Source organism: Lactococcus sp. EKM203L (assembly GCF_011800585.1).
In the GTDB taxonomy this organism is placed as follows: Bacteria; Bacillota; Bacilli; order Lactobacillales; family Streptococcaceae; genus Lactococcus; species Lactococcus lactis.
The window spans coordinates 137290-157402 of the sequence record NZ_JAALEQ010000005.1 but is presented as its reverse complement, the minus strand read 5'-3'; the positions used below and the strand labels follow the sequence as shown (position 1 = coordinate 157402).

Here is a 20113-nt window from a genome sequence, read left to right as displayed (position 1 = left end):
CTTACAAATTGTCAGTGGTATTTTTGATGAATATACAGCGTTAGGGGGCAATCATTATGCTCACGAAATTTACGAAAGGTATAAGGAAGGAAAAGAAAATGATTTCAAATGACAAAGTTTATAACATTATCAAATGGGCTGTTTTGACAGCATTGCCAGCACTCAGTGTTTTTATCGGTGTAATTGGTAAAGCCTACGGTTGGGGTGGAACTGATTTAGCTATTATTACATTGAATGCATTCACAGTATTCTTGGGAACATTAGCTGGAGTAAGTGCTGTTAAATATAATAGCCAGTCGAATGATACAGAGGAAAACAAATGAAAAAAGTAATTAAAAAAGCTGCCATCGGAATGGTAGCTTTCTTTGTTGTTGCAGCAAGTGGACCAGTATTTGCGGCAGTTGGTGACCAAGGAGTCGACTGGTCGGTGTATCAAGGCACATACGGCAAGTTTGGCTATGGGCATGATAAGTTTGCATTTAGTCAAATCGGCGGAACTTATGGCGGTTCATTCGTTGACCAAGCGACTTATTCAACACAAGTTGCATCTGCCATTGCCCAAGGAAAACGAGCGCACACTTATATTTGGTATCAAGTCGGAGGTTCTCAAGAAGTAGCGAAAGCGGCACTTGACCGTTATTTGCCCAAAATTCAAACGCCTAAGAACTCCATTGTAGCATTGGATTATGAAAGTGGAGCAAGTGGAGATAAACAAGCGAATACTGATGCGATTCTTTATGGAATGCGACGTGTAAAAGCGGCTGGATATACGCCAATGTACTATTCGTACAAGCCATACACTTTGGAAAATGTCAATTATAAGAAAATCCTCAAAGAGTTTCCTAACTCACTATGGATTGCGGCATATCCAAATTATGAAGTAACCCCAGTTCCAAACTATAGTTTTTTCCCAAGTATGGACGGAATTTCAGTATTCCAGTTCACATCAACTTATGTTGCTGGCGGACTTGATGGGAATGTTGACTTAACGGGAATCACAGACAATGGCTATGGAGAACAAAAAGGGCAAGAAGTTAAACCCGATACTATTACACCGGCTATTGGCAGTGGTAAAGAAGCCAATGAAGTTAAAGGCAATGATGTAGAAGTTGGAATGACGGTTAAAGTAAACTTTAGTGCTACGAATTATGCCACAGGAGAAACAATTCCTCAATGGGTAAAAGGTAAACCACATAAAATCATCCAGAAGAACGGTGATACAGTCTTGCTTGATGGTATTATGAGCTGGTTATCTGTTCATAATGTTGAAACTATTGATGCATCAACTAGCCAACCCGCAACAACCTCAAAAAGTTACATTGTAAAACAAGGTGATACACTTAGTGGAATTGCTTCAAATTGGGGAACAAACTGGCAAGAATTAGCACGTCAGAACAGTTTATCTAATCCGAACATGATTTATGCAGGTCAGGTTATTCGCTTCACAGGCGGTCAATCTGGGGCTACAGCACGAACTTACACCGTACATTCTGGTGATAATCTTTCATTAATTGCAAGTCGTTTAGGAACAACTGTTCAACTTCTTGTTTCAATGAATGGTATTTCAAACCCTAATTTGATTTACGCTGGTCAAACTCTAAATTATTAAAATTAACCCTGACTTCGGTCAGGGCTTTTTTTATTTTCAGAATTAAACCAAATCGTCCGTGAATTGTCCGTAAAACCACAATATACGTTGGTACATAGCGATTTAATCGTCCATAGATTCGCACATCTTTATTTTCCGAATTAAATCCAGCTGTTTCACTTTAAGCAACATCTTCATTATTCTTGACCTCACGGACATTTGGTATTATGCGGTTTTCAAGAGAGGGAAAGGGCCTCAGAAAAATGATCTTGTTTAAGCTTTTTTAGTATGCCGATTGTGAATTTCGGCTTTACCTGGCACTACAACGGTATTGCTGGGAACATTAAAATTTACAAAAGTATTTGGTGCAATGACCACATTGTCTCCAATACTTATCCCGCCGGTTATGGTAGAATTTGCACCTATACGCACGTTATTTCCGACTATGGGACATTTCCCTTTTTCAACACCTATTGTAACTCCTTTTGTTAAAATTACTCCCTTACCTATTACTGCATCAGGGTTTATTGTAATATTAAATGGGTGGCCAATTTGAAGACCGGCTCCGCAATTGTCTGATTTCATTTCTAGCCCAAACTTTCTTCCGTAGAGCCTTTGCAAAATGTAAAATAATTTATTTTTTTCGCCAAGTCTAAAGAGCAATAGAAAACGGACTATAGGTCTAGTAAAAAAATCTTTTAAATGTATTTCAGAGTGTCCAGTGGTATTTTTGTAATCCAACAAAAACTTTTCTTTTAAAACCCGCATATAACTTCTTTCATCTATTATTTTTAATAATTATATTTTAGTATAAAATTTTAAAAAAGTAAAAAAAATAGGAATCAGACAATTTATATTTTTAAGAAAATAATAAAAAAAACTGTTTATCCAAGATATATACCCTCTTGCCCGACATGAAACTACTATTAGATTACTGGTGGGCTTGGCTGATTATTGTTGTCGGTCTGATTATCTTGGCTGAATTAAATAGTAGAAAATAAAAATAACCCTGACTTCGGTCAGGGCTTTTTTATGTCATAATTTTAAAACTAAAAACTATGTATTTAGTAAAGTCTATTAAAGCAGAATGGAATCAATAAAATGAAAAAATTACTTCACTTTTTGGTTGTGTTACTTGGAATATTTGTAGCTTTTATACTGGCTCGATTATTCATAGAGATTTATACGATTGTTGGTGATGTTTATTTACAAGTTGATAATAAAACAATCACTCTTTATAAAGTTTTAGCCGAGATTGATTATTTATCAGTTGGGATTACTTTTGCGATGGTTTTTGCTTACATGATTTTATTAGACTTAATTGTTGTTGTCGTCGTAAGGTCATGGTTTAAAATTCAAAATAAAAGTCAAAAACAAAGTCAAAAAGTGTGGAAGAATAAATTTACTAAATTTTGGTTTCGCTATCGGTCAATACATATTACTTTTATCTTACTCTCAATCTTTACTAGCCTTTCACTGACGGCACCTGCAATGGTCATGAATAGTTTTACTGCGATTGTTTCTATTTCAGTATTGGTGATTAATCTCAGCAAAAAAATCGGCTAAAAATGGCCGATTTTTTTATTTTATTGGATTTTTTGCAGGAGTTCCGGCTTTGCGTGGGTATTTTTTAGGGGTTTCTTTTTTCTTTTCAATCAGAGCAATGTGACGCTCATCACCGTTAGGCAATTCATAAGCGACTTCTTTGATAAATTTTCCGCCAAGTGTAGCAATTGCCTTTTTAGCGTCATTCAATTCTTCTTCAAATTGAGCTGCTTTTAATGACAATAAAATACCATTTTTCTTGAGAAAGGGAATCGTAAATTCAGTCAAAACAGAAAGTCTAGCAACCGCACGGGCAGTAACAAAATCAAAAGTTCCACGATAATTAGCATCCTGACCAAAATCTTCAGCTCGTCCGTGAAGTAAAGTCACATTTTCGAGGCCTAATTCCTCTGTCAGTAAACTTAAAAAATTAATTCGCTTATTGAGAGAATCAATGATAGTCACTTTTAATTCAGGGAAAATAATTTTCATTGGTAAGCTAGGAAAACCAGCTCCAGCACCAATATCTAAAATGCTGACAGGTTGGTCAGTAATCAATCCATATAAAATTGGTGCAATAGAATCATAAAAATGTTTTAAATAGACTTCATTTTTTTCAGTAATTGCTGTCAGGTTAATTTTTTCATTCCATTCAACCAAAAGTTCAAAATAGCGTTCAAACTGTTTGATTTGTTTATCAGAGAGTTGAATATCAAATTCTGTCAGTGCTGACAAAAATTCATCAGGGGTCATAAAGTTCGCTCCAAAAGTTTTCTAGTAATTTCAGCAATTAGCTCACGATTTTTACCTTTTGGTAATTTATCAATTAAATTTAATGCTGAAAGAGTATAAGATTTTGCAAGTGCTTTGGTTTTTTCAAGGGCATCAGAAGTTTTGATAAAATCATAAACTTCTTCAAATTTTTCATTTTTAATTAATTCAGAAACAAGAGCATTGTTTTCCTGTAAAGCAAAGAGAACAGGAGCAGAATAAATGCCTTGTTTAATATCTTCAAGTACTGGTTTGCCAAGTGTTTGAGCAGTCGATGCATAATCTAAATAATCATCCATAATTTGGAAAGAAATCCCAATATTCATTCCAATTTTATAAGCTCGTTTGGTCAATGTATTATTTTTAGAAATTAAAGGAGCAACAGAAGCAGAAAGTGCAAAAAGTTCTCCCGTTTTTCCTGAAATATTTTCAATATAATCATCTAAAGTTTGTTGAAGATTAAAATGATGATTAAGTTGACCAAGCTCACCACCTAATAAACGCTCAATTGAACCAATATTTTTGGTTAAATTTGATAATTCTAATGAGTGTTCAGACATTAGACGAAAGACAGCAATAAATAAATAGTCCCCAGCATAGACGGCAATTTCTGGTCCGTATTTTGCTGACAAAGTAGCTACGCCACGCCGTGTGTCTGCGTGGTCAATGACATCATCGTGAACCAAAGTCGCTGTATGCATCATTTCGACAGAAGCCGCAAGTGCCAATCTTTCATTTTCAGAAAGATCAGTAAATCTTGAAAATAAAAGTAAATAAGCTGGACGCAACATTTTTCCGCCCGCATCAAATATATCAAAAATAGCCGATTTAACATCTGAATTTTTGATGGTAACGTGGCTTTTCATTAATTGTTGAACTTGAACCAATTCTTTTTCAAGCTCTGGATAGTCTTTCCAAAAGTTATTTTTTAAGTCCATTGTTTACTTTCTTTAATAAATAGTTCTTGAATAGGTTTAACACGTGTAATTAATTGATTCCCAGCAATGCCAATTGCAAAACCAGCAAGTATTCCAAAAAAGGCAAGCCAAGGCAAATAAAGCATAACAGAAGTTGTTTTAGCTAAAAGAGAAGCCATTGCTAATTGGCCAAAATTATGAAAAAATCCACCAACTGTCGAAATTCCAATCATTGAAACCAGTTTTGGTCCAAATTGCTTCATCAAATACATGGCTAACAGAGATAAGATTCCGCCTGCAAAAGAGTATAGAAAAACGGAAAAACCAGTAAAAAGTGCTGTAATTAATAGACGAAGAATTTGCATGACCCAAACTTGTCGCCATCTTAAAGTGAAAACTGCAATAATCATCACCAAATTGGCAAGGCCCACTTTAGCTCCAGGTGCAAAAGCAAAAAAAGGAGGTAAAGAGCTTTCAATAATTCCCATAACTACCGCAGCAGCTGTCAATAGAGAAACATAAACGTATTCTTTAATATTCATACTTTATAATCTACCTGTTCATCCTTTTGACCACTCATAACTTCAATCACTAAATTATGAGGTAAACAGACGATAGTTTCCCCAGTCTTAGAAATATAGCCCCTTTGGACGTCAATTTGGTCTTTACAATTGGCTTCGACAACCGCAATTTCACCATTTTTAACTTGTATTTTATTATAATCGCCATCTTTATCACGGTAGGTCCAAGTTTGATTTTTATTTAAATCAAAAGTTTTAATCACCTTACCACTAATTCTTAGTTCGGCCTGAGCTCCCTTGGAACCAGTAGCGAAGAAGAACAAGGTTGAGAAAGAAGCGATGAACAGTAGAAAAATAATAACAAAATCAAGCGGTTTTGTCTTTATGCTTTTAAAAAAATTAACCGTGTTTTTAAAGAAGTTCATTAAGGTTAATTATAGCAGAATTAATGAAAAAATTCACGAAATCAAAAAGAAAAAGCCTTTCGGCTCTTTCTTATTTTTTAGTGATATTTTTTGAGTCATCTTTAGAAAGTTCTTTTGCTTTTTCAATGATGTAGTTTTTCAAATTCGCCCCGATTTGTGGGTGTTCTAAACCATATTCAATTGTTGTTTCAACAAAACCAAGTTTATCACCAACATCATAACGTTTTCCAGTAAATTCATGAGCAAAAACGCGTTGTGTTTTATTCAAACGTTCGATAGCATCAGTCAATTGGATTTCATTTCCAGCACCGGGAACTTGTGTTTCTAAAACATCAAAAATTTCAGGAGTTAAGAGGTAACGACCGATAATTGCAAGGTCAGAAGGAGCTTCATCAACATTTGGTTTTTCGACAAAACGTTCAACATTGTAAAGGCCTTTAGAAACTTCACCGTTAGGGTCAATGACACCATATTTATCAACATCATCATGAGGAACTTTCATAACCGCGATTGTTGAAGCGTGAGTTTTTTCATAATCATTAATTAGGTCTTTAGTTAAAGGAGTTTCATTCCCAGTAATATTCATCAAGTCATCGCCAAGCATGACTACAAAAGGCTCATTTCCAACAAAAGCTTTAGCTTGAAGAACGGCATGTCCCAATCCTTTTGGATGAGATTGACGGATAAAGTGAAGATTAATATCTGTCGTTTCTTCAACAAGTTTAAGTAATTCTGTTTTTCCTTTTTCAAGCAAATTTTGTTCAAGCTCAATGTTTGAGTCAAAATGGTCTTCAATAGGACGTTTTGCTTTACCAGTAACAATCAAAATATCTTCGATTCCTGATTTCAAGGCTTCTTCAACGATAAATTGAATAGTAGGTTTGTCAACGATTGGCAACATTTCTTTGGCAATCGCTTTAGTTGCTGGCAAAAAGCGAGTTCCGAGACCAGCGGCAGGAATAACAGCTTTACGTACTTTTCTGGCTTTAGTTGGAATAGCGTTTTGTTTCATGGATAATAACTCCTTTATAGTTAGATAAATCGTATTTACTTTTTATTTATTATTAATGAATTCATTTTCGGCACGAGTTTCGCGGCGCATGATATCAAGAATTCCAGTTTTTGCATCTAGATTTTCATAGAGAACTTTGTAGATTGTTTCGGTAATTGGCATATCGATATCTAGCTGTTGAGCAAGCTCAAAAGCAGCTTTAGTGGTTGAAACACCTTCAATAACCATTCCCATATTTTTTTCAATATCAGCTAACTTTTCGCCGCGACCAAGAGCATCACCCGCACGCCAGTTTCGTGAGTGAATTGAAGTACCTGTTACAATTAAGTCACCAACACCAGACAAACCGCTATAAGTTAAAGGTTCAGCTCCCATAGCCACACCTAAACGAGTAATTTCGGCAAGACCACGTGTAATAATTGCTGCTTTAGCATTATCACCAAAACCAAGACCGTGAAGAGCACCCGCGCCTACGGCAATAATATTTTTAAGGGCACCGGCTGTTTCAACACCAACAACATCAGTATTAGTATAAAGACGGAAGTAGTCGTTGCTAAAGATTGCTTGAGCGTATTTCGCTTCATCATGGTCTTTAGAAGCTGCAGAAATTAAAGTAATATCACGAACAATTGTTTCTTCAGCATGAGAAGGGCCAGAAACTACCACGATTTCTCCTCGCAATTGAGCGGGGATTTCTTCTTCAAGAATAGTAGAAATTCGCTCATGTGTCCCTTGTTCAAGCCCTTTAGAAGCGTGAAGGATGTGTACTTTGTGTTTGAGGACTTCGGCTACTTGTTTTGCGACCAAACGTGTTACTTTTGTTGGTACAACAAATAAAATGGCATCAACATCTTCTAAAGCTAAATCTAAACGATCAAATGCTTTTATTTTTTCATCCAAAACAACATCTTTAAAATAGCGTGTATTTGTATGCTTTTCATTAATTTCAGCCATCTGTTCTGGGTTATTTCCCCAGATACGAACTTCATGACCATTATCATTAAGAACTTGTGAAAGTGCAGTTCCCCACGAACCTGGGCCTAAAACTGCAATTTTTTGTGGATTCATAGAAATGATCCTTTCTTTCGTTTTGGTTTCCTTTACATTTTAACATAAGCAAGAATAAAAATCAGCCCTAAGTATGATTTAGGGTTCAAATATTATGATAAAATAGAGATATATCCGAAAGGTTATTCTTAAAAATGAAATTTAAAAATTAGAAACTTGTGAGAACAGGACGCAAGCGGGAGGAAAAAAATATGCCAGTCAGTTTATTTATGAATCATCAGGACATGATGTTCGGTTATGGTCATCTAGGAATCGTGAATGTGATTTTTGGATTAGTTCTCTTTTTCTTAATTATAAAAATGATTATCGGAATTAGTTTTATGCGAAAAAACCCCGATGAAAGAGAAGAAGGATATAAGGATAAAGGAATGAGCAAAAAAGAAAATATTGAACGTTACCACGAAGCAGGACTCTCAGATACGGATATTAAAATTTTCCGTGAAAACTTGTCAGAAGCAAAAGAAAATATCAAAACTTGGGAAAAATTACTGAAAAAAGAAGATGATTTACAAGTTGTTGAATCAGTGACAGGTGGTTTAGAAGCCAGCAAACAAACGTTTAAATATATTGTTCAAAATCCACAAGAACTCACAAAACAAAATGAGTTTCTATATAAAGACTTGCCAAACATGGTCAAATTGTCAGAGAAATTTATTGAGATGAAGAAACAGTCAGTAAGAACAGAAGAAATCAATCGTGATTTAGATGAAACCTTACTTTTGATAAAAACACTCTCACATTCAATTTCTAAAAACTACCATGAAATTTTGATGGACGATGTCAATGTCATCAAACATCAAGTTGATTTTGACAAATAATTTTACTGACAGACATTTTAAAAATTCTTGTCAGTAAAACTGATGATTCTGTCAGTAAAAAAACAAATATTCCTGTCAATTTTGGCAGGAATCATTTATAATTAAAAGTAAAGAAATATAAGTATAGCAAAGGAAATTAAAGATATGGATAATCCAATTTTAGATGATTTGATGACCAATGATAAAGTCATTAAAGAGGCAGAGCAATTAGATGAACAACAAAAGTCAGAAATTGTAAAAATGCACGAAAAAGCCTCTTTAGCAGCAGTAGAAGTTCTTTCTACGGAAGAATTAGAAAAAGCAAAAGAATTATCAAAACAGTTGGATGAATCAAGTGCTCAATCTGTCATTAACTATGGAGCAAGCGCCCAAGATAAGATTTCGGCTTTTTCTCAAAGTGTCTTAAATAAAGTTCAGGCACAAGATTTGGGTGAAGTTGGTTCTTCACTGACAGATTTGATGTTTAACTTACAACAAGCTAATCCAAACGAATTGGTGGCTGAAAATAAAGGGATTTTTACCAAAATGTTTGGTAAAGTTAAACGTTCAATTTTTGAAGTGACGCAAAAATACCAAAAAATTGGGGCAGGTATTGATAAAATTTCTGCAAAATTGAACAATGAGCAACAAGGACTTTTGCAAGATAATGAAATGCTCGATAAACTTTACGATGAAAACTTGAATTATTTCAAGGCTTTGAATGTTTATATTGCAGGTGCTGAATTAAAAGTCCAAGAATTAGATACAGAAATTATTCCGCAAGCTCGAAAAGAAGCTCAAGATTCGACTGACAATGCCTTGATTGTTCAAAAAGTGAATGATTTAGAATCATATAAAAATCGCTTAGAAAAACGAGCTCATGACTTGCGTCTTGCTCGTCAGTTGACAATTCAACAAGCCCCACAAATTCGTCTCATTCAAAATACCAATCAAGAATTAGCTGAGAAAATCCAAACTTCAATTAACACTGCCATTCCACTATGGAAAAATCAGGTTGCGATTGCTTTGACCCTCTTAAAACAAAAAGATGCTTTGACAAGTCAACGTATTGTTTCAGAAACAACCAACGATTTGTTGCGTAAAAATTCAGAAATGCTTAAAGCATCAACAATTGAGGCTGCAACTGAAAATGAACGTGGTTTAGTAGATATTGAAACATTAAAATTAACTCAACAAAACTTAGTTGATACTATTCAAGAAACCATGAGAATTCAGGCCGAAGGACGTCAAAAACGTCAACAAGGTGAGGTTGAACTTTCTAAAATGGAAGAAGAAATTAAAGAAAAATTGTTACAATTATCAAATAATAAACAATTAAATTAAATTTTAAAATTACTGACAGAAATTGAGCGCTATTTTCATCTGCTAAAGCATGATTTGTATAGGCTCAGGCAAAATCTGTCAGTAATTTTTTATAGCGATAATTGGTATATACTGTTTATTGACAAAAAAGATAAAGGGTGCTAAAATTAAAGAAAAAGAAGAGGAGATATTTATGACTTACTATATTAAAGCAGATCAATTTTTCTACGCTTATGAAACAAAAAAAGGTGGTTTCTTAGAAATTACTGATGGAAAATTTGGAGAGTGGACTGAAGAAGCACCAGCAGGAGCTGACATTTTAGATTATTCAGGTCAATCAATTGCCCCAGGTCTTGTTGAAACACATATCCATGGTTTTGGTGGAGCGGATGCCCAAGATGCTGAAGTTGAAGGAATTATGGGAACAATGTCAGAAGGCTTGTTGTCAGCAGGGGTCACTTCATTTTTACCAAGTCCTTTGACCGATGATCATGAAGGATTGAAAGCAGTTTGTACGGTTGTAGGAGAACATTACCAAGAAGCTCGCGGAGCCAAAGTTCGTGGTATTTTCTTTGAAGGTCCATTCTTTACAGAAGAAAAGAAAGGGGCTCAAAACCCTAAATACATGCGCGATGCCAAAATGTGGGAACTTGAAGATTGGCAAGAAGCTGCACATGGAATGCTCAAAAAAATCGGTCTTGCCCCAGAACGTGATGGTTCAGAAGACTTCATCCGTAAAGCAACTGAATCAGGTGTTGTTATTGCATTGGGACATTCAAATGCGACTTATAAACAAGCAGTTGCTGGGGTACAAGCTGGAGCATCTGTTTGGGTTCACACCTTTAACGGAATGTCTGGAATGACTCACCAAGAACCAGGAATGGTTGGAGCAATTTTAAATACGCCAAACACTTATGCTGAGTTAATTTGTGATGGTCACCATGTTCGTCCAGAAGCAGCTGAAATTGTAATGAAAATGAAAGGTGCTGACCATGTTGTTTTGATTACAGACTCAATGCGTGCCGCAGGACTTCCTGACGGACCTTATATGCTTGGCGAATACGAAGTAGAAGTTCGTGACGGAGCCGCATGGCTTCCAACAGGACGCCCTGCTGCTTCAATTTTAACACTCAAAACAGCTGTTAAAAATGTCATTGACTGGGGGATTGCCACACCAGCAGAAGCAATTATGATGGCTTCATTGACACCAGCAAAATCTGTAAACATTGATGATGTTTGTGGTCAAATAAAACCAGGTTTGTCAGCTGATTTTATCGTTTTAGACAATGATTTTGATTTAGTTGCAACTTATCTTGATGGTGAAAAACGCTATGAAGCGTAATATAAAAAATGAATTTAGCAAGGAATTCATTTTTTTATGAAAATATTTCATTTTTCAAGTTGAATAATCAGAAAAATAAACAAAAAGGTAAAAGATTATTTACTTTTTTGTTAAAATATAAAAGAATAGAATGGCTATTATTATGTCATATTATAGAAGAATTAAGAGCAAATGAAGTCTATAAATTTTATTTGAAAATGCTAGAAAACCCTTGCAAAATAAGGCTTAGAAAAAAAGAAACAATGAAAACGTTTCATACAGTTTGTAAAGAGATTTTTTTATAAATACGTGATATAATGAACTAGACAACAAATGAACATGGTAAAAATATTAATAACGTTTACGTATTTTTGCTATGTATCTCAATTTCGGAGGACAGATTTAAATGAAACGCATTGCAGTTTTGACTTCTGGTGGTGATGCCCCAGGAATGAATGCGGCTATTCGTGCAGTTGTTCGCAAAGCAATTTCTGAAGGTATCGAAGTTTACGGTATCAATCACGGATATGCGGGCATGGTTGCGGGAGATATTTTCCCGCTTACGTCAGCTTCAGTTGGTGATAAAATCGGTCGTGGTGGTACATTCTTGTATTCAGCACGCTACCCAGAATTTGCTCAAGTAGAAGGACAACTTGCTGGGATTGAGCAACTTAAAAAATTCGGTATCGAAGGTGTCGTTGTAATCGGTGGTGATGGTTCTTATCATGGAGCTATGCGTCTTACAGAACATGGTTTCCCAGCTGTTGGACTTCCAGGAACAATCGATAACGATATCGTAGGAACTGATTTTACAATTGGATTTGATACAGCTGTTTCAACAGTTGTAGATGCCTTGGATAAAATCCGTGATACTTCATCATCACATAACCGTACTTTCGTTGTAGAAGTAATGGGACGTAATGCTGGAGATATCGCTTTGAATGCTGGTATCGCTGCTGGTGCAGATGATATTTGTATTCCAGAAAAAGAATTTAAGTTTGAAAACGTAGTTAACAACATTAACAAAGGCTACGAAAAAGGTAAAAATCACCACATCATCGTTCTTGCTGAAGGTGTAATGACTGGTGAAGAATTTGCTACAAAACTTAAAGAAGCTGGTTATAAAGGAGACCTTCGCGTTTCTGTCCTTGGACACATCCAACGTGGTGGTTCACCAACAGCTCGTGACCGTGTTCTTGCTTCCCGTATGGGTGCTCGTGCCGTTGAATTGCTTCGTGATGGAATCGGGGGCGTAGCCGTTGGTATCCGTAATGAAGAACTTGTAGAAAGTCCAATTCTCGGAACAGCTGAAGAAGGAGCGCTCTTTAGTTTGACTACTGAAGGTGGAATCAAAGTAAATAACCCGCATAAAGCTGGTCTTGAACTTTACCGTCTTAACTCAGCACTCAACAATCTTAACCTTAACTAAGTTACTGCAAATCTGTTTCTAGTTAAGTGTTAAACGCATAATTAGGGCAGAGATATATAATTAATCATTATAGGAGAAAAACACAAAATGAATAAACGTGTAAAAATCGTCTCAACTCTTGGACCTGCTGTCGAAATTCGTGGTGGCAAAAAATTTGGTGAAAGCGGCTATTGGGGAGAATCTCTTGACGTCGAAGCATCAGCAAAAAACATTGCAGCTTTGATTGAAGAAGGTGCAAATGTCTTCCGTTTTAACTTCTCACACGGTGACCATCCTGAACAAGGTGCTCGTATGGCAACAGTTCACCGAGCTGAAGAAATCGCTGGTCATAAAGTAGGTTTCTTGCTTGATACTAAAGGTCCTGAAATGCGTACAGAACTCTTTGCTGACGGTGCTGATGCAATCAGCGTTGTTACTGGAGATAAATTCCGCGTTGCAACTAAACAAGGTCTTAAATCAACTCCTGAATTGATTGCTTTGAACGTAGCTGGTGGTCTTGATATCTTTGATGATGTTGAAATCGGTCAAACTATTTTGATTGACGATGGTAAACTTGGTTTGTCATTGACTGGTAAAGATGCAGCAACTCGTGAGTTTGAAGTTGAAGCACAAAATGATGGCGTTATTGGTAAACAAAAAGGTGTTAACATTCCTAACACTAAAATTCCTTTCCCAGCTCTTGCTGAACGTGATGATGCGGATATCCGTTTCGGACTTTCACAACCTGGCGGAATCAACTTTATCGCTATCTCATTCGTACGTACTGCAAATGACGTTAAAGAAGTACGTCGTATTTGTGAAGAAACTGGAAATCCACACGTACAACTTTTGGCTAAAATTGAAAACCAACAAGGTATCGAAAACCTTGATGAAATCATCGAAGCAGCTGATGGTATCATGATCGCTCGTGGTGACATGGGTATCGAAGTTCCATTTGAAATGGTTCCAGTTTACCAAAAATTGATCATCAGCAAAGTTAACAAAGCAGGTAAAATCGTTGTTACTGCAACAAACATGCTTGAATCAATGACTTACAACCCACGTGCTACTCGTTCAGAAATTTCAGACGTATTCAACGCTGTTATTGACGGAACTGACGCAACAATGCTTTCAGGTGAATCTGCTAATGGTAAATACCCACGCGAATCAGTTCGTACAATGGCTACTGTTAACAAAAACGCTCAAACAATGTTGAAAGAATACGGACGTCTTCACCCAGAACGTTACGACAAATCAACTGTAACAGAAGTAGTTGCTGCATCAGTTAAAAACGCTGCAGAAGCTATGGATATCAAATTGATTGTTGCTTTGACTGAATCTGGTAACACTGCTCGTTTGATTTCTAAACACCGTCCTAATGCTGACATCTTGGCTATTACATTTGACGAAAAAGTTGAACGTGGATTGATGATTAACTGGGGTGTAATCCCAACGATGACTGAAAAACCTTCATCTACAGATGACATGTTTGAAGTTGCTGAAAAAGTTGCTTTGGCTTCAGGTTTAGTTGAATCTGGTGACAATATCATCATCGTTGCTGGTGTTCCAGTTGGTACTGGTCGTACAAATACAATGCGTATCCGCACTGTTAAATAATTTGTCAATTAAGAATCTTAAAACAATAATGCCTGCCGCTATCGACAGGCCCTATTGTTGAAAAGATTATATTTTATAAAATACTCGTTTATAATTTGAAAGGAATTAAAGAAAATCATGGCTGATAAACAACGTAAAAAAGTTATCCTTGTAGGTGACGGTGCTGTAGGTTCATCATACGCTTTTGCTCTTGTAAACCAAGGGATTGCACAAGAATTAGGAATTGTTGACCTCTTTAAAGAAAAAACTCAAGGAGATGCAGAAGACCTTTCTCATGCCTTGGCATTTACTTCACCTAAAAAGATTTACTCTGCAGACTACTCTGATGCAAGCGACGCTGACCTCGTTGTCTTGACTTCTGGTGCTCCACAAAAACCAGGTGAAACTCGTCTTGACCTTGTTGAAAAAAATCTTCGTATCACTAAAGATGTTGTCACTAGAATTGTTGCTTCAGGTTTCAAAGGAATCTTCCTTGTTGCTGCTAACCCAGTTGATATCTTGACATACGCTACTTGGAAATTCTCAGGTTTCCCTAAAAACCGCGTTGTAGGTTCAGGTACTTCACTTGATACTGCACGTTTCCGTCAAGCATTGGCAGAAAAAGTTGATGTTGACGCTCGTTCAATCCACGCATACATCATGGGTGAACACGGTGACTCAGAATTTGCCGTTTGGTCACACGCTAACGTTGCTGGTGTTAAATTGGAACAATGGTTCCAAGAAAATGACTACCTTAACGAAGCTGAAATCGTTGAATTGTTTGAATCTGTACGTGATGCTGCTTACTCAATCATCGCTAAAAAAGGTGCAACATTCTATGGTGTCGCTGTAGCTCTTGCTCGTATTACTAAAGCAATTCTTGATGATGAACATGCAGTACTTCCTGTATCAGTATTCCAAGATGGACAATATGGCGTAAGCGACTGCTACCTTGGTCAACCAGCTGTAGTTGGTGCTGAAGGTGTTGTTAACCCAATCCACATTCCATTGAATGATGCTGAAATGCAAAAAATGGAAGCTTCTGGTGCTCAATTGAAAGCAATCATTGACGAAGCTTTTGCTAAAGAAGAATTTGCTTCTGCAGTTAAAAACTAAAAATAAAAAGAGTTGGTTGAGATTTCAACTAACTCTTTTTATTTTAAATTAAATTTGTTAAGCTAAAAGTATAATAAAAAAGTCTGTTCATCAACAGACTTTTTTATTTTTGTAAAGTTATTTAGATTTGATGTAGTTAACACCATCAGCCTTAGGCGCAATTGCTTTTCCAAGAAAGAGTGCCAAGACGATAATTGTAAAGACATATGGAGCCATTTGTAGGAATGAAGAAGGGATTTCTTTGATTCCAGGGATTTGACCACCGACAACGGCAAGTGAGGTAAAGAGCCCAAAGAGAAGTGATGATAACATTGCTCCAATAGGATTCCATTTACCAAAAATCATCGCTGCAAGTGAAATGAACCCTTGACCAGCAATTGTTGAAACTGAGAAGTTACCAGAAATTGCTTGAGCATAAATTGCACCACCTACACCACCGAGGACACCTGAGAGAATCACACCAGCCCAACGGTAGGCATAAACGTTGATTCCAAGGGTATCAGCTGCTTGTGGGTTTTCACCAACTGAGCGAAGGCGAAGACCGAAACGTGTTTTAAATAGAACGTACCAAGCGAGAATGGCTACAACAATTGCAAGAAACCCTGGTAGAGAAGTTTGACTAAAGAAGATTTTACCAATGACAGGGATGTTTGATAGTAGTGGAACGTTCCAATAACCGATTTGTTCACTGATATTAATTTGACCTTGTTGATAGAAAACTTGAAGTAGGAAAACTCCGAGTGCTGGAGCCATCAAGTTGAGTACAGTACCAGATACGATATGGTCTGCTCTTAGATTCACTGTAGCCACCGCATGAAGAGAAGAGAAGAGAGCACCAATTAAAGCTCCAAAAAGGATTGAGAGCCATGGAGTCATACTTCCAAACATTCCGGCAGTAGTTAAGTTGAATACAACGGAACTGAAAGCTCCGATAGTCATTATTCCTTCAAGACCGACATTGACGATACCGCCTCGTTCGGAGAAGACACCACCAATACTTGTAAAGATTAGAGGAGTTGAATAGATGAGCATATTAGCGACAATGATTTGTAAAGTATTTACAAGATTCATGCTTTTTCTCCTTTCTTCTTAGCAGCTTCTGATGCTTTGATTTCTTTAGCTTTTGGTAACATGACTTCGATAATGAATTTCACTGCAATGAAGAAAATAATTGAAGCAGTGACGACTTTAACGATTTCTGGTGGGATACCATCATTTGTCATACCAGGAGCACCTGTTTGAAGAACTGAGAAAAGAAGAGCAGCAAAGAGAATACCTATAGGACTATTACCACCAAGAAGTGCAACGGCCATCCCGTTGAATCCGATATCGAGGGACGCTGACTGAGAAACAAAGTTTTGCATGTATCCAAATCCGTAAACAACACCACCAAGACCAGCAAGGGCACCAGCGACAACCATAGATAGGATAAGGGTACGTTTTGCTGAAATACCAGCATATTCTGAAGCATCAGGATTTAAACCAACAGCTTTGATTTCAAATCCTAGAGTTGTTTTTGTAAAGATAATCGCCATAATCACAAGGGCAATCAATGCAATGATTAATCCAATATTTAAGGTTGAATTATCAGTTAATGATGACATCCAATTTGTTCTGAAAGAAGCATTGGCACCAATTAGTTTTGTCTGGTCAGTAGTATTATCCATCAGGATACTTTTTTGGAACATGCTATGAATCATAAATGTTGAGAAGAACAACATGATATAGTTTAGCATGATTGTGGTGATAACTTCTGATGTTCCAAGGAGAGCACGAAGAATACCTGGTATGAATCCCATAAATGCACCGAAGAACATTCCAATGATTACAACTAAAGGAATCATCAATAAACGTGGGATATCTGGGAAACTCAAAGCAAACCACATCGAGCTAATCCAACCAGCAAGTGCTTGACCAGACATCCCGATATTGAAGAGACCTACTTTCATTGCAACTGCAAAAGATAAAGCGGTCAAAATTAGTGGGCCCATTGTTTGTAAGGTTTCACCGATTGCTCTTGCATTTCCTAAAGCAGAAATGAAGAGGTCTTCATAACCCCAAATTGGGTTGTAGCCAAAGGCTAGCATGATAATTGCTCCCAATAAGAAACCAAAAACAATGGCTACCAGAGGAACAAGGACTTTTTTTGTTTTACTATTCATTTATGTTTCCTCCAACCATTAAAATACCGAGCTCTTGTTTTGTGGTTGTTTCAGGGCTTACAATTCCCTGAATTTGACCATCGTGAATAACAGCGATTCGGTCGGAAACATTTAGAATTTCGTCAAGTTCAAAAGAAATAACAAGAACTGCTTTTCCTTCATCACGAGCTTGGATTAAACGTTTATGAATATATTCAATCGCACCAACATCGAGTCCACGAGTGGGTTGTGATACGATTAGGAGGTCAGGATTTCGGTCGATTTCACGGGCGATAATTGCTTTTTGCTGATTACCACCAGAAAGAGAGGCAGCAGAAACCCATTCACCAGCACCACGAACGTCAAATTCTTCCATGAGTTTGCGAGCGTGACTATTTATTTGATTATAATCAAGGAAACCATATTTGCTCATTGGTGGTTTGTAGTAGGTTTGCAAAGCAATATTTTCGGCTACTGTCATTTCCAAAACAAGTCCGTCCCGATGTCTGTCTTCTGGGACATGCCCGACAGATTGTTCTGTGATTTTACGGGGGCGTTGGTTGGTGATATCTTTATTGTGGAGTTTGATAGAACCGGAATCAACCTTTGTCAAACCAGTAATAGCTTTCACTAATTCTGTTTGACCATTTCCATCAATTCCGGCAACCCCTACAATTTCACCGGCACGAACATCAAGTGATAATCCTTTTACTTTTAGAGAACCGCGACTTTCTTTGATATTTAAGTCCTTAATTTCGAGGACAATATCTTTAGGTTGAGCGGGAGCTTTCTCGGTGATGAATGAAACTGAGCGTCCGACCATCAATTCTGCAAGTTCTTGATTCGTTTTGTCACCAAGTTCAACAGTATCAATTGATTTACCACGACGAATAACTGTGATACGGTCAGCTACCGCACGGATTTCATCCAATTTATGTGTGATGAGGATGATTGACTTGCCTTCTTTAATTAAATTCTTCATGATTTGCATCAATTCAGAAATTTCAGCTGGAGTCAAAACCGCTGTTGGTTCATCAAAAATTAAGATATCAGCTCCACGATAGAGTGTTTTTAAGATTTCAACCCTTTGTTGCTGACCGACAGAAATATCACGGATGAGCGCATCAGGTTCAACAGAAAGACCATAACGCTCAGAAAGTTCAAGTATTTTTTTCTTAGCAGTCTTTAAATCGAGATTGATTCCTTTAGTAACTTCATTACCAAGGATGATGTTTTCAGTAACTGTGAAGGCGTCAACTAACATGAAGTGTTGGTGAACCATTCCGATACCGAGGTTTGCTGCTTTAGACGGAGAGTCGATATTTTCGAGCTTTCCCTTAACGTGGACTTCACCTTCGCTAGGCTCGAGGAGTCCTGAGAGAATGTTCATCAAGGTTGACTTACCGGCTCCATTTTCGCCGAGCAAAGCATGAATCTCACCTTTCTTCAACTCAAGATTGACTTTGTCGTTAGCGACAAAATCACCAAAACGTTTGGTGACATCAATCATTTGAATGACAGTTTCATTTGCCATATTGGCTCCTTCTTATAAAATAATATAATAATGTAAATTGTAAAAATTACAAATTTAATTATATCAAATTTGTCCAATTTATGAAAGCCCCGTCATTCCAATAATGAGAGTGCTTTTCCTAATAATTGGTTTTTAAAAAAGCTTGGTTAAAATACAGTTATTTTTCAGTTAAAAAGATTTATTTTTGTCGCTTTAATAAATCAATTTCAATACTGATTGTTACTTCCAAGGATTCAAATTTCTTTAAATTTTCAATTCCTTCTGGTTTGATTTTCCAATAATGTGGTGTCATCAATAGCAGACTTAATAAATCTTCGGTAGATTGAATGGTAACTTTATATGAAAAATTTTCTTGTTCAACGCAAAAGCCGGGGAAAGTTTTAATAGATGAAGTTTTTACTTTTTCATGAATTTCAGGATAAATAATATTTTTTAATTCGATAAGATGATTGTTTGCGGCTCTGACAATAATAATATTTCCGTCGTCAGTAAGAATTCGGTCGATTTCTGGAACAGAATATTCGGCAAACATTGATAAAACGGTGCTGACAGATTTGTCCTTGAAAGGAAGTTTGGCAAAATTAGCGACTAACCAATGAATCATTGGATTTTTTTTAGCTGCCATGCGAATTCCTAATTTAGAAATATCCATTCCATAGAAATTAGAGGCTTTCGGAGCAATCTCTTTTTGGAAGCGTGAAAGGTAGTAGCCCTCGCCGCAACCAATATCAAGGATAGCTTGGTCAGTTGAATGAGTTTTTTTAAGTCTTTGATTAACTCTATCTGATAGTTTTTCATAATAGCCTTTGGCAAGAAAGTCGCGTCTGGCTGCCATCATTTCTTTTGAGTCGCCAGAAGTTTTTTTAGCATTTAAAAGAAGGTTGAGATAACCTTCCTTAGCTAAATCAAAAGTATGGTTATTTTCACACTTATAAGTATTTTGTTCCTTTATGAGCAAGTGGCTGCATACAGGGCAGCTGATGATTTCAGACATTTGTTCTCCAATATAAAAATTAAGTTTTGTCAGTAA

At 36.6% G+C, this 20113-nt stretch carries 20 protein-coding genes; 9 read left to right on the top strand and 11 right to left on the bottom strand.

Going from position 1 to position 20113, the window contains the following annotated elements; translation table 11 throughout:
* Window positions 1-98 precede the first annotated feature (98 nt).
* Both HFD15_RS10040 and HFD15_RS10035 read left to right on the top strand, forming a co-directional pair.
* Window positions 99-323: a phage holin gene (locus HFD15_RS10040; protein ID WP_167593579.1), complete on the top strand. Its 225-nt coding sequence runs from the start codon at window positions 99-101 to the stop codon at window positions 321-323.
* Window positions 320-1609: a LysM peptidoglycan-binding domain-containing protein gene (locus tag HFD15_RS10035; RefSeq protein WP_167593580.1), complete on the top strand. Its 1290-nt coding sequence runs from the start codon at window positions 320-322 to the stop codon at window positions 1607-1609. The genes HFD15_RS10040 and HFD15_RS10035 overlap by 4 nt, the downstream gene beginning before the upstream one ends.
* Window positions 1610-1861: 252 nt before the next feature.
* On the opposite strand, the gene HFD15_RS10030 is transcribed toward HFD15_RS10035, so the two are convergent.
* Window positions 1862-2356 carry a DapH/DapD/GlmU-related protein gene (locus tag HFD15_RS10030; protein ID WP_167593581.1) on the bottom strand — a complete coding sequence of 165 codons (495 nt, stop codon included), beginning with the start codon at window positions 2354-2356 and terminating at the stop codon, window positions 1862-1864.
* Between the two features lie 333 nt (window positions 2357-2689).
* On the opposite strand from HFD15_RS10030, the gene HFD15_RS10025 reads away from it, so the two are divergent.
* Window positions 2690-3154, top strand: coding sequence for a hypothetical protein (locus HFD15_RS10025; RefSeq protein WP_058203166.1), 465 nt, complete (start codon window positions 2690-2692; stop codon window positions 3152-3154).
* Window positions 3155-3169: 15 nt separating this feature from the next.
* Here HFD15_RS10025 and rsmG read toward each other — a convergent pair whose 3' ends face one another.
* The 6 genes from rsmG to HFD15_RS09995 all read right to left on the bottom strand — a co-directional run bounded on the left by rsmG (window position 3170) and on the right by HFD15_RS09995 (window position 7847).
* Complete coding sequence (gene rsmG / locus HFD15_RS10020) at window positions 3170-3886, bottom strand: 16S rRNA (guanine(527)-N(7))-methyltransferase RsmG (RefSeq protein ID WP_003131091.1); 717 nt, start codon at window positions 3884-3886, stop codon at window positions 3170-3172.
* Window positions 3883-4842 (bottom strand): polyprenyl synthetase family protein, encoded by a 960-nt coding sequence (locus tag HFD15_RS10015; RefSeq protein WP_058208811.1) that lies wholly within the window; start codon window positions 4840-4842, stop codon window positions 3883-3885. The genes rsmG and HFD15_RS10015 overlap by 4 nt, the downstream gene beginning before the upstream one ends.
* Window positions 4833-5363 carry a Gx transporter family protein gene (locus tag HFD15_RS10010; protein WP_003131089.1) on the bottom strand — a complete coding sequence of 177 codons (531 nt, stop codon included), beginning with the start codon at window positions 5361-5363 and terminating at the stop codon, window positions 4833-4835. Before HFD15_RS10010 ends, HFD15_RS10015 begins: the two co-directional genes overlap by 10 nt.
* Entirely contained in the window at window positions 5360-5767 is a 408-nt protein-coding gene (locus HFD15_RS10005) for a NusG domain II-containing protein (protein ID WP_012897960.1), read from the bottom strand. The genes HFD15_RS10010 and HFD15_RS10005 overlap by 4 nt, the downstream gene beginning before the upstream one ends.
* A 70-nt stretch (window positions 5768-5837) precedes the next feature.
* Window positions 5838-6779 carry a UTP--glucose-1-phosphate uridylyltransferase GalU gene (galU, locus tag HFD15_RS10000; RefSeq protein ID WP_017864588.1) on the bottom strand — a complete coding sequence of 314 codons (942 nt, stop codon included), beginning with the start codon at window positions 6777-6779 and terminating at the stop codon, window positions 5838-5840.
* A 42-nt stretch (window positions 6780-6821) separates the two neighbouring features.
* Entirely contained in the window at window positions 6822-7847 is a 1026-nt protein-coding gene (locus tag HFD15_RS09995; protein WP_012897958.1) for an NAD(P)H-dependent glycerol-3-phosphate dehydrogenase, read from the bottom strand.
* Window positions 7848-8038: 191 nt separating this feature from the next.
* Here HFD15_RS09995 and HFD15_RS09990 point away from each other — a divergent pair, with 191 nt between their 5' ends.
* From HFD15_RS09990 to HFD15_RS09965, 6 genes are all read left to right on the top strand, one after another.
* Entirely contained in the window at window positions 8039-8665 is a 627-nt protein-coding gene (locus HFD15_RS09990) for a 5-bromo-4-chloroindolyl phosphate hydrolysis family protein (protein ID WP_010905895.1), read from the top strand.
* Window positions 8666-8809: 144 nt separating this feature from the next.
* Window positions 8810-9988 (top strand): toxic anion resistance protein, encoded by a 1179-nt coding sequence (locus tag HFD15_RS09985; RefSeq protein WP_003131084.1) that lies wholly within the window; start codon window positions 8810-8812, stop codon window positions 9986-9988.
* 172 nt (window positions 9989-10160) lie between these two features.
* Window positions 10161-11309: an N-acetylglucosamine-6-phosphate deacetylase gene (nagA, locus tag HFD15_RS09980; protein WP_010905894.1), complete on the top strand. Its 1149-nt coding sequence runs from the start codon at window positions 10161-10163 to the stop codon at window positions 11307-11309.
* 385 nt (window positions 11310-11694) lie between these two features.
* A complete protein-coding gene (gene pfkA, locus HFD15_RS09975; RefSeq protein WP_003131080.1) occupies window positions 11695-12717 on the top strand; it encodes a 6-phosphofructokinase in 1023 nt (340 codons plus the stop codon).
* Window positions 12718-12804: 87 nt separating this feature from the next.
* On the top strand, window positions 12805-14313 hold the full coding sequence (pyk, locus tag HFD15_RS09970; protein ID WP_003131076.1) for a pyruvate kinase: 1509 nt from the start codon (window positions 12805-12807) through the stop codon (window positions 14311-14313).
* A gap of 117 nt (window positions 14314-14430) precedes the next feature.
* A complete protein-coding gene (locus HFD15_RS09965) occupies window positions 14431-15408 on the top strand; it encodes an L-lactate dehydrogenase (protein WP_181952283.1) in 978 nt (325 codons plus the stop codon).
* Window positions 15409-15525: 117 nt separating this feature from the next.
* Here the strand turns inward: HFD15_RS09965 and HFD15_RS09960 are convergent, their stop codons facing one another.
* The 4 genes from HFD15_RS09960 to HFD15_RS09945 all read right to left on the bottom strand — a co-directional run bounded on the left by HFD15_RS09960 (window position 15526) and on the right by HFD15_RS09945 (window position 20077).
* A complete protein-coding gene (locus HFD15_RS09960; protein WP_058208810.1) occupies window positions 15526-16479 on the bottom strand; it encodes an ABC transporter permease in 954 nt (317 codons plus the stop codon).
* On the bottom strand, window positions 16476-17570 hold the full coding sequence (locus HFD15_RS09955; protein WP_025017112.1) for an ABC transporter permease: 1095 nt from the start codon (window positions 17568-17570) through the stop codon (window positions 16476-16478). Before HFD15_RS09955 ends, HFD15_RS09960 begins: the two co-directional genes overlap by 4 nt.
* A complete protein-coding gene (locus HFD15_RS09950) occupies window positions 17563-19083 on the bottom strand; it encodes an ABC transporter ATP-binding protein (protein WP_017864584.1) in 1521 nt (506 codons plus the stop codon). The genes HFD15_RS09955 and HFD15_RS09950 overlap by 8 nt, the downstream gene beginning before the upstream one ends.
* Before the next feature lie 178 nt (window positions 19084-19261).
* On the bottom strand, window positions 19262-20077 hold the full coding sequence (locus HFD15_RS09945; RefSeq protein WP_058208809.1) for a putative RNA methyltransferase: 816 nt from the start codon (window positions 20075-20077) through the stop codon (window positions 19262-19264).
* Window positions 20078-20113 lie beyond the last annotated feature (36 nt).